Here is an 8,684-nt window from a genome sequence, read left to right as displayed (position 1 = left end):
GTGCCTTCCGGCCCCGCTCGGCCCCCTCTTGGCGGCGCGCAGGCTCTGGTCGGTTTCCAGGACACCGATGTCGCGTGGGACGTCCCAGGCCCCGTGGATGCCGCTCTTGTGCCGGGAACATCGGCTGATGTTCCACGCCCGGAAGTCGAGCATGTCCTCGGTTGTGGATTTCGGCGAGGTCCTGGCCGGTGTGCAGTACGACCTTGGAGAGTACGGTCAGCACCTCGGCGACCTGGCGTCCGGCCATACTCGTTCGCGGGCGGCCGCCTGGGCAGCCTCGAACAGCTCCGACGAGCATTGGGTACGCACGTCGGCGAACAGACGGACGGCCGTAGCCGGCCAGGAAGTCGTGGGGCCCGCCGAGGGCGTTGTCGCAGGCGTCGGCGACACCGCCGGTGGAGGGCACGATGCCTGCTTGGGCCGGGCGTTCGGTGAAGGCGATCGAGGTGTACAAGCCCCCACCGGACCCCGTGCGGTTCAGGACAGCGGCATCCGGTCCCAGGTCGGGCCCTGCGGAAGGCCACCGCCGGCCTTGGGCGTGCGGCTCACACGCCCACCCACAGGTTCGGCGGCCGTTCGGAGCGGGCGGCGGGCAGCGGCGGTAGCCGGCAATGGCGGTAGCCGGCAGCGGCGTCGGCAAACCGGTCAACCATACCCTTGGCACCGGATCACGCGGCGGCGCCGGGCTCGGAGGTCATGAGGACAGCAGTCCTTCCGCGGTGAACTGATCCCGGACGCCGGGCAGTTCGAGCACGCCGTGCTGCTCGAAGAGCGCGACGGTCTTGGCGGAGGCGAAGCGGATGCTCTCCAGCACTGATTCCCGGCGGTAGGCGTCCTCCACTATGGCGTGCCGGGCGTCGCGGTCGAACCCCGCGACCCGCAGGGCCTGATGGGCCGGACCGGTGGCCGGCTGGAGGGAGCGGACGATGAGGCTCGGCAGGAAGGTGGCCATCAGCCGGCGTTCTGCCGGGGCGAGCTGTCCCCAGACGTATTCGAAGAACTTCGAGAAGAACGCGTGGTGGCGTCCCTCGTCGATGACGTGGTCGCGCACGGTGTCCCGCACGAGGGTGATGACGTTCTCGGCCCGGGGAACGTCCGCGAGGATGGAGGTGATCAGCGTCTCGAAGACGACGACCTGGAGGAGCTGGACGAGTTTCCGGTGCTGGGGGAAGCCGGAGCCCACGTCGTCGAGCTGCGAGATGAACGGCGTGAAGTCGTAGGGCAGGGCTCTGATGGCGGAGCGCTCCTCGATCTGGACGGAGACGTCCAGGCTGTAGAGGGAGTGGTAGCCCTCGTCGACGTAGATCTTGAAGGCGTCGATCCGGGCCCGGTCCGGGACGTCGAAGCCGATGCCACCCTCCGCGATGCGCTGGGTGGCCCGATTGACCACGGCCACCTCGAAGTGCGAGGTGAACCGCAGCCACTGGTGGAGGTGCTGGGCGCCGAGGAAGCGCCTGACGTCCGGGGCGCTGTCGCGCACCAGCGGGTGGGTGAGGTGGGGCACCAGGTGCTCGGGGAAGAAGTCCTTGAGGATGTCGGTGTCCTCCTCCAGGACGCGGCGCTCCCCGGCGCGCACACCGGACTTCTCGTGCCAGCTGTCGAGTACCTTCAGTTCGGTCAGTGGAGTGGTCACTTCGCAGTCCTCGGGGTGGATGGACGGAGCCCGCGCCCTCCGCGCGGAGGGACGGGCTCGCGACGGGCTCGACGATGTGCGCGGCGCAGGTGCGGGAGGGGGGCGGTCAGCCCTCGGTCCGGGTGAAGAGGGTGCCCTCGCTCCAGACGCGGTCGATGCGGCCCCAGGTCATGGCGGAGGCCACGTCGGGGAAGAAGCCGCGGCCGTTGTAGTTGGCGCTGGTGTTGCACAGCACCGGCACGCCACTGAGCCGGTGGTACTCGCGCAGCACGGCCTCCAGGACCTCGTCGTCCTCCCGGCACACCGTCTGGAGGCGGGCGGTGCCGTCCAGATGGAGCACGGCCGGAATGCGCTCGGCCCACTCCGGGCGCACATCGTGGTCGAAGAGCATGTGCGGGTCGGGGGTGCCGGGGGAGAAGATCTCCGGGGCGTACTCGGTCAGGCAGATCGGTGCGACCGGGCGGTAGTGCTCACGGTCCTTGACCTTGTTGAGCAGTTCCTTCATCGACGCCTCGGTCGGCGCTGCCAGAATGCTGCGCCCGCCGAGCGCCCGCGGGCCGAGCTCGGCGCGGCCGTTGACGACCACGACGGGCATGCCGGTCTCGTGCAGGACGCCGGCGAGTTCCTGCGGGGTGCAGGAAGTCACGGTCCAGCCGGGGAGCGGCTGCGAGGGCACGACCGCAGGGCCCAGGCGCGGGTGCCAGTCGATGGCCCGGATGCTCTGAAGAGCGAACAGCCGGGCGGCGGCCGCGCCGATGGCCGAGCCGGAGTCGTTCGGGAAGGGCGGGACGTAGACGTCGCGGAAGAGCGGGTGGGCGCGCAGCGCGCTGTTCCACTTGATGTTCAGGGCGCAGCCGCCGACGAAGCACAGGTTCCAGGGCCCGTCGCCCTTCCACTCCCGGACCTTGGCGGTCACCCGGTCGACCAGCAGGTCCTCCAGGAACTGGTGGCAGGAGGCGAGGACGTCTTCGTCGGGGAAGCCCCTGCCCTCCAGCCGTTCGGCGACGCGCCGGAAGAACGCGTGGACGTAGCCCAGCGACGGTTCGGAGTTGCTGCCGTAACCGCCGATCTCCTCGCGGTACGTGCGGGCCTCCGGCAGGTCGCTCTCGAAGCAGTCGTGGAAGCAGCCGGCGAGGACGTCGACGATCTCCTGCCGGATCGTGCCGAGCGCGATATAGGCCATCAGCTTGCCGGCCACCGAGAGGTCGTCGACGGTGCGCGAGTCGTCGGCGCGGCGGAACGGGCCGAAATGGTGCGCGGCGGTCGTGTAGGTGTGGCCGATGAGCGGGAAGAGCGCGCCGGCGTTCTCGATGCCGTGCTCCTGGTCGACGTTGTACAGGCGGGGGAACATCCCGCCGTCCCACACCAGGACGAGGGAGGATTCGCCGCGCGCGGCGAACGGGCTCGTGCTGTAGACGCTGGCGAGGTGGCCGGTGACGTGCAGGTAGCTGGTGTAGGGCAGTTCCTGCTCCCCGAGGGTGAAGAGTCCCTCGTGGCCGGGCTGGAGCAGAGCGGGCACCCGCTCGTTCTCCCGGTAGGGGGCCAGCGTCAGGGAGACCGGGGTGCCGTGGTCGGCCAGGGAGGTGTGGCCGGTGACCCGGCCGTCCCAGCCGTCGATCACCCACTCGTCGACGTCGGAGGCCTTGTATCCGAAATCGGCCAGCAGCTCGGCAACCGTGGCCAGGTCGTCCACCTCGCTGTAGCGCTTGCCGTTGTTCAGCTTCTCCATCTCGACGCTGAAGACCAGGCGGTCGCCGTCGAGTAGCGCGACGGCACCGTCATGGGTGAGTTTGAGGCCACAGACGATCATCGGTCATCCTTGGGGGCGTCGTGTACGGGTCATGGGCTGTTCGGGTCCGCCGCGCGTCCGGGCGCGGCAAACCGGATCGTTCAGTGGCGGCCGGCATCGAGTTCCGTGAAGTGCTCGGCGGTGCGCCGGCCCAGTAGCCGCAGCACCTCCCCGACGGCGTCGAGCCGGTCGCCGCGGGGCGTCCAGATCCAGGTCTCCCTGCGGACCAGCCGGGCGCCGCGGAGCAGTTTCGGCGCGAACGCCTCGAAGCCGCAGCGCAATTGCCGTAGGTTCCGGCTGAAGGCGTGGCGCAGCGGATCGTAGAAGTTGATGCACTGGTAGGCCGTGCCCCGGTCTGCCGCGTAGTCGCAGCCATAGGTCAGCGACAGGTAGCTGTGGCGGTCCACCAGGTGTACGCCGCAGGCCACGATGTCGCCGTCGCGGGTCGCCACCGGGACGCGGACCGAGGAGCCGAGCATCCGGGCCATCGTCCGGCGGGTGTCCGCCAGGCCTGCGGGGTCGGGGCTGCCCCCGTATTTCCTCGCGGTCTGCGCCTCCAGCTCCGCCACTCGGCCGGCGTGCCCGGCCAGGTCCACCGTGCCCAGGGCCAACCCCGAACCGGCCAGCGCCCGTTCTTCGTTGCGGTACCGGCTGCGCCGACCGGTCCGGAACGACGCCAGCAGCTCGTGGTAGCCACGGAACGGTGACAGGTCCAGGACGGAGATGCCGGTCAGCGTGGCGTGCCGGAAGCCCCGGATCCGCAGGACGTCCCGCAGGGCGGTGTCCTCGGGCCGGACGAACGGCAGCACGACCGCGCCGGCCCGCCCTCGCTCCACCAGCTCCCGCGCCCGGTCGACGACCGAGACGAGCGCCGCGTCCCGCTGTGCCCCGTCGAGCCCCGGGCGCAGCAGGATCTCGCTGCTGTCGAAGCCGCGGAAGACGATGGCCTCGCCGAGCGCCGCGGTCAGGTCGGCCGCGGTCCGCCCGCCGAGCGCGTCGAGCAGCCGCCCGTGCTCGCGTTCCGCCTCGGCCGCCCCGGGGTCACCGCGCTCCAGCCTGAGGAACTGGGAGGCTGTCAGCATCTTCCACGGATGGCTCAGCAGCGCGCTGCGGGGCGTGCTGAGGCAGCCGTGCGCCGCCGCTGCCGGCCCGTGCGCGTCGTCGGCGGTGATCACGGTCGGCAGCCCGGGCTCCACGTGCTCGCGGAACGCCAGGTAGGCGTGGCCCCGGTCGACGTGCCCGCCGGGCCCGAGGGCGTCCCAGACCGCGGTTGGTACCGCCGCGATCGTGTCGTGCACCGCTGTGGCGAGCATTCCCGTCCCTCTCTTCACCGCGCCGTGGCGGGGCGCACGTGGAGGGTGAGCGCGTCGCGCACCCGTTTCTCGATCGCGTCGAGCCCGGCGGGGTCGGGCGCGTCGACGAGGAAGGTGACCGCGCGGTCGTCGGAGCTGAGCAACGGGCCGAGTTCGCTGCCACGGTCCTTGAGGACGACGACCGCGCGCAGTGCCGGCGGATCGCCCGCGGCCCCCGGTGTCAGCTCCGGCCAGACGCCCTCCTCGCCGACCCATGCCGGGGTGACGCCCGGCCAGTCGAGGGTGACGTCCTCCAGGGTGCCGACCGGGTGTTCCAGGTAGACCTGCCTGGTGTGGCGGGCGGGAGCCGGGTAGGAGGCGGGCTCGCGCAGCGCCACGCGGATGATCTCCGGTTCCAGGGGGACCCCGGTCGACAGGTGGTAGAGCGCGAGCAGTCCGTCGCCCGGGGTGCGGGCGGCGATCTCCATGAGCCGGCAGCGGCCCTGCTCGTCCACCCGCCATTCCGCGTGCGCGACGCCGTCCTGGAAGTCCAGGATCTCCAGCAGCTGCCGGTTGGCCTGCAGCAGCTCGGCGTGCGCCCCGGTGCGGTCGCTCGGCACGCTGTGGGCGAGTTCGACGAACGTGTGGGCGTGGGACTCGGTGGTCTCCTTGCGGGTGACCGAGGCGAAGACCGGCCGGCCCGCCTGTACCAGGGTCTCGACCGAGAACTCCTGGCCCACGACCTTCTCCTCGACCAGCAGGTTCTCGTGGTCCGGGTAGCCGCTCAGCAGCTCGCGCAGCGCGGCCGGGCCGGCCACCGTCACCACCCCGGAGCTGGAGTGCCGGCTCGCGGGCTTGACCACGGCCGGGTAGCGGACGTTCTCGGCGTCGACCGCCTCCCGCTTCCCGGCCGGGACGACGAGGGAGGCGGGCCCGAGGTCCGGCGCATAGAAGCGCTGGAGGTACTTGCTGCGGCACACCCGGGTCGCCCGCAGACCGGGCGAGGCCAGGTCCAGCGCGTCGGCGAGCAACCCGGTCTGCTCGACCAGCACCTCGCCCACGGCGTACACGCCGGTGAGGGTGTACCGCTCCCGCCAGGCACGGGCGGCGCCGATGACGTCCGCGGTGAAGGAGTTCTCCCGGTTGAGCGCACCCCGGACGAAGGCGACCTCGGCGACGACGGCGGCCGGGTGGCTCTCCTGCGCCAGGGCCGCCTCGGCCTCTTCCCGCCAGGTCTCCGGGGTGATCAGCAGGACGGTGAGCCCGCGGCGGGTGAGTTCCGACAGGTAGAGCGGGTTGCGGCACACCACGCCGAAGCCGCCGAGCAGGATGAACGCCTCGGGCCGGGCCGGGGCCGGGGTGCGGTCACTCATAGCCGTACTGCTCCAGGATGTCGCCGTAACGCTCGTTGAAGAGCTTGGTGTTCGCCTCGCTGAACGCCTTGCGCCAGCCGCCGGTGCGGCCCGTGTGGAAGCTCCAGGAGTCGGTGTTGTAGATCCGGTCGGCGATCTGCTCGGCGTCGGCCTCCTTGGCGCCGACGTGGGCCAGGACCCGTTCGACGGCGGCGACCTGGCGCTCCTTGCTGCCGCCTCCCTCGGGGCCGACCAGCTCCTCGTAGCTGACCTTGCACACCCCCGGATGGTGCAGCAGCCACAGAGACTTCTCGAATTCGGTGGATGCCAGGAAGTACGGGTCGCGCAGCGCGTAGTCGATCTTCTCCGACATGGTGCTCTTAGCGCGCAGGACCGCGTTGAAGACGCGCCGCTCGTAGAAGTTGCCGAAGCCCTTGGGGGTCTTGCCCTCGACGAAGTTGATCAGGGAGACCAGGGCGTCGCGCGGGTCGCGGTGGTTCAGGATGACCGGCGGCCGGCCGGTGTCGCACCACTCGCCGATGAAGCTGCCGTCCACCTTGCTGATGTCCAGGTCGTGCCACATCCAGCACAGGCCCTCGGGCGTGTCGTCGAACCGGGTGCTGGACAGGGCCGGGTTGGAGCCGGCGACGTCCACGTAGTCGTAGCGGTTCTGCCCGTAGCGGTTGGCCACCGGCTGGCCGAACCGGCGGTACCAACTCCAGCACAGCACCGTCCACGCCTCGTCCGTGCGGCGCCGGAACTCCTCGCCGGTCGTCTCCAGTACGGCCCGGTAGTCCGCCTCGGAGAACACCAGCCGGGCGATCGCCCGGCGCTGCTCGTCGTCGAAGACCGGCGTGTTGCGTTCACTCGGCCGGGTCGCCCCGACGATTTTGTACCCGAGTTCGAGCATGAGCTCCTGGATCAGGTGGGTGCCGGTCTTCTGCGGCGAGACGATCAGCGCCCGGGGGGCAGACTGCATGGTGGGTTCCTGACGTGGGTGAGTGCGGACGGACAGGGGGACGAGGCGCAGGGCGAGGACGCCGGTCAGGAACCGGGGGTCCCGGTCTCCGGCGCGGCGGTGAGGGAGAGTGCCTGACCGACGGGGTCCGCCTGCTGGGGCAGGCGGCGTTCCAGCAGGCCGACGACCGGCCGTACCAGGAACGCGGCCAGCACCAGGACGGCGCCCAGGCCCAGCCAGCCGGCCTGGCCGGAGCCGATGACGGCGGTGGTCACCAGGCTCGGGCCGACGATGCCCTGCCCGGTGGTCCCGAGGTTGAACACCGACAGATAGGTCGTCTTGCGGTCGGCCGGCGCGTACAGGTACGAGGACTGCCAGCCGCCGACGGCCTGCCACAGTTCCCCGAGCGTCAGCAGCACGCAGGCCACGAACAGCAGAGCGATCGCCGTCGGCGCGGCCGGCCCGTGCGCGAGGGCCAGCGCGACGCAGCAGCCGGCCAGCGCGATCCCGCCGCGCAGCAGGGCGCGTGCCGCTCCGGGGCCGTCGTCCGCCCCGCGCGACATGGGCACCTGGAGGACGACGGCGAGGACCGTGTTGGTGAACACCAGCACCGACACCACGGTGGCCGGTGCCTTCGTGGCCTGGAGGGTCCACAGCGGGATGCCCAGCGACAGGATCGTCATGTGCAGGCTCAGCACGCCGTTGAGGGCGGTCAGCCCCAGGTAGCGCCAGTCGCGGAAGCCGCGGAGCGCGCTGAGCTGGTTGCCGGAGCGCCGGCCCTCGGCCGCGCGCGGCAGCCGCAGCCGCGACAGCAGCGCCGCCGAGACGACGAAGGCCAGGGCGTTGCCCAGAACGATGCCGCGGTAGGACCACGTGCTGGCTCCGGACAGCAGCGGGACGGCCAGCAGGGCGCCGACGGAGAAACCGATGTTGCGGACGGTGCGGATGGACGCCATGGTCCGCATCCGGTCTTCCTGCTCGGAGGTCTGCGCCACGACCGCCTGGGTGAGCGGCGAGGTGGATCCCTGGGCGGCGACCAGGCAGGAGGACACGACCGTGAAGCCCGCCGGCCCGTGCACGAAGGCCAGGCCCACGAAGCAGCCGGTCTGCCACATCTGGGTGGCGATCAGCGTCCGGTGCGGGCCGATCCGGTCGGCGACCATCCCGATCGGCACCGTGGCCAGAAAGCCGAAGACGGCGGCCACGGCCAGTCCGATGCCGACCTGCGCGTTGGTAAGGCCGACCGAGTGGACGAAGAAGACGGTGGACCCGGCCAGATACAGGCCGGTCCCCACGGAGCTGATCAGGGCGGTGAGGGCGAACGTCCGCCCGGCCGCGGTCGCCGGCACGTACTCCCGAGGCGAGGGCATCCTCAACACGGCACGGCCCCCGCGCAGTCCTTGCGCGCGAACCGCCCGCGGCGGACTGCCGGCGGCGCGTCGCGGGCTCCCTCGCCGACGTCCGCCCCGGTGGCGACGACCTGCCCAGCCCGCTCCCGGGAGTCGGCAGCAGGCCGCACCGTGTCGCCGGCGGTCACGTTCAGGTTCAGCTCGTGCGGCCTCTCGGCGTGCCGCGCCTCCTCCTCACCCGCCACGGACTCTGCCACGCCCGGCGGCACGGACGGCGGCACGGACAGGGAACGCACCCCGGCGGCCCGCCC

The 8,684-nt window shown here is 71.5% G+C and carries 6 protein-coding genes and 1 pseudogene; all 7 read right to left on the bottom strand.

Features of this window, described 5'->3' with window-relative positions; all coding sequences use genetic code 11:
- Window positions 1-694 precede the first annotated feature (694 nt).
- Complete coding sequence (locus tag VIW71_RS18080) at window positions 695-1,633, bottom strand: diiron oxygenase (RefSeq protein WP_331623374.1); 939 nt, start codon at window positions 1,631-1,633, stop codon at window positions 695-697.
- Window positions 1,634-1,739: 106 nt separating this feature from the next.
- Window positions 1,740-3,443 carry a carbamoyltransferase N-terminal domain-containing protein gene (locus VIW71_RS18075; RefSeq protein WP_331623373.1) on the bottom strand — a complete coding sequence of 568 codons (1,704 nt, stop codon included), beginning with the start codon at window positions 3,441-3,443 and terminating at the stop codon, window positions 1,740-1,742.
- An 80-nt stretch (window positions 3,444-3,523) separates the two neighbouring features.
- Complete coding sequence (locus VIW71_RS18070; protein WP_331623372.1) at window positions 3,524-4,735, bottom strand: GNAT family N-acetyltransferase; 1,212 nt, start codon at window positions 4,733-4,735, stop codon at window positions 3,524-3,526.
- 14 nt (window positions 4,736-4,749) lie between these two features.
- Window positions 4,750-6,087, bottom strand: coding sequence for an ATP-grasp domain-containing protein (locus tag VIW71_RS18065; RefSeq protein ID WP_331623371.1), 1,338 nt, complete (start codon window positions 6,085-6,087; stop codon window positions 4,750-4,752).
- Window positions 6,080-7,045, bottom strand: a complete 966-nt coding sequence (locus VIW71_RS18060; protein WP_331623370.1) for a hypothetical protein — start codon at window positions 7,043-7,045, stop codon at window positions 6,080-6,082. Before VIW71_RS18060 ends, VIW71_RS18065 begins: the two co-directional genes overlap by 8 nt.
- A 65-nt stretch (window positions 7,046-7,110) precedes the next feature.
- Window positions 7,111-8,394, bottom strand: coding sequence for an MFS transporter (locus VIW71_RS18055; protein WP_331623369.1), 1,284 nt, complete (start codon window positions 8,392-8,394; stop codon window positions 7,111-7,113).
- 2 nt (window positions 8,395-8,396) lie between these two features.
- Window positions 8,397-8,684 (bottom strand): annotated as a pseudogene (locus tag VIW71_RS18050) (hypothetical protein); the annotation flags it as partial.

This window comes from Streptomyces sp., from assembly GCF_036524955.1.
In the GTDB taxonomy this organism is placed as follows: Bacteria; Actinomycetota; Actinomycetes; order Streptomycetales; family Streptomycetaceae; genus Actinacidiphila.
The sequence above is the reverse complement of the archived record's forward strand: the minus strand, read 5'-3'. Positions and strand labels throughout refer to the sequence as shown.

Excerpts from the sequence above, each read along its gene's own strand:
- VIW71_RS18075 (WP_331623373.1), bottom strand. The coding sequence starts at position 3,443 with ATGATCGTCTGTGGCCTCAAACTCACCCATGACGGTGCCGTCGCGCTA.
- VIW71_RS18070 (WP_331623372.1), bottom strand. The coding sequence starts at position 4,735 with ATGCTCGCCACAGCGGTGCACGACACGATCGCGGCGGTACCAACCGCG.
- VIW71_RS18065 (WP_331623371.1), bottom strand. The coding sequence starts at position 6,087 with ATGAGTGACCGCACCCCGGCCCCGGCCCGGCCCGAGGCGTTCATCCTG.
- VIW71_RS18060 (WP_331623370.1), bottom strand. The coding sequence starts at position 7,045 with ATGCAGTCTGCCCCCCGGGCGCTGATCGTCTCGCCGCAGAAGACCGGC.
- VIW71_RS18055 (WP_331623369.1), bottom strand. The coding sequence starts at position 8,394 with ATGCCCTCGCCTCGGGAGTACGTGCCGGCGACCGCGGCCGGGCGGACG.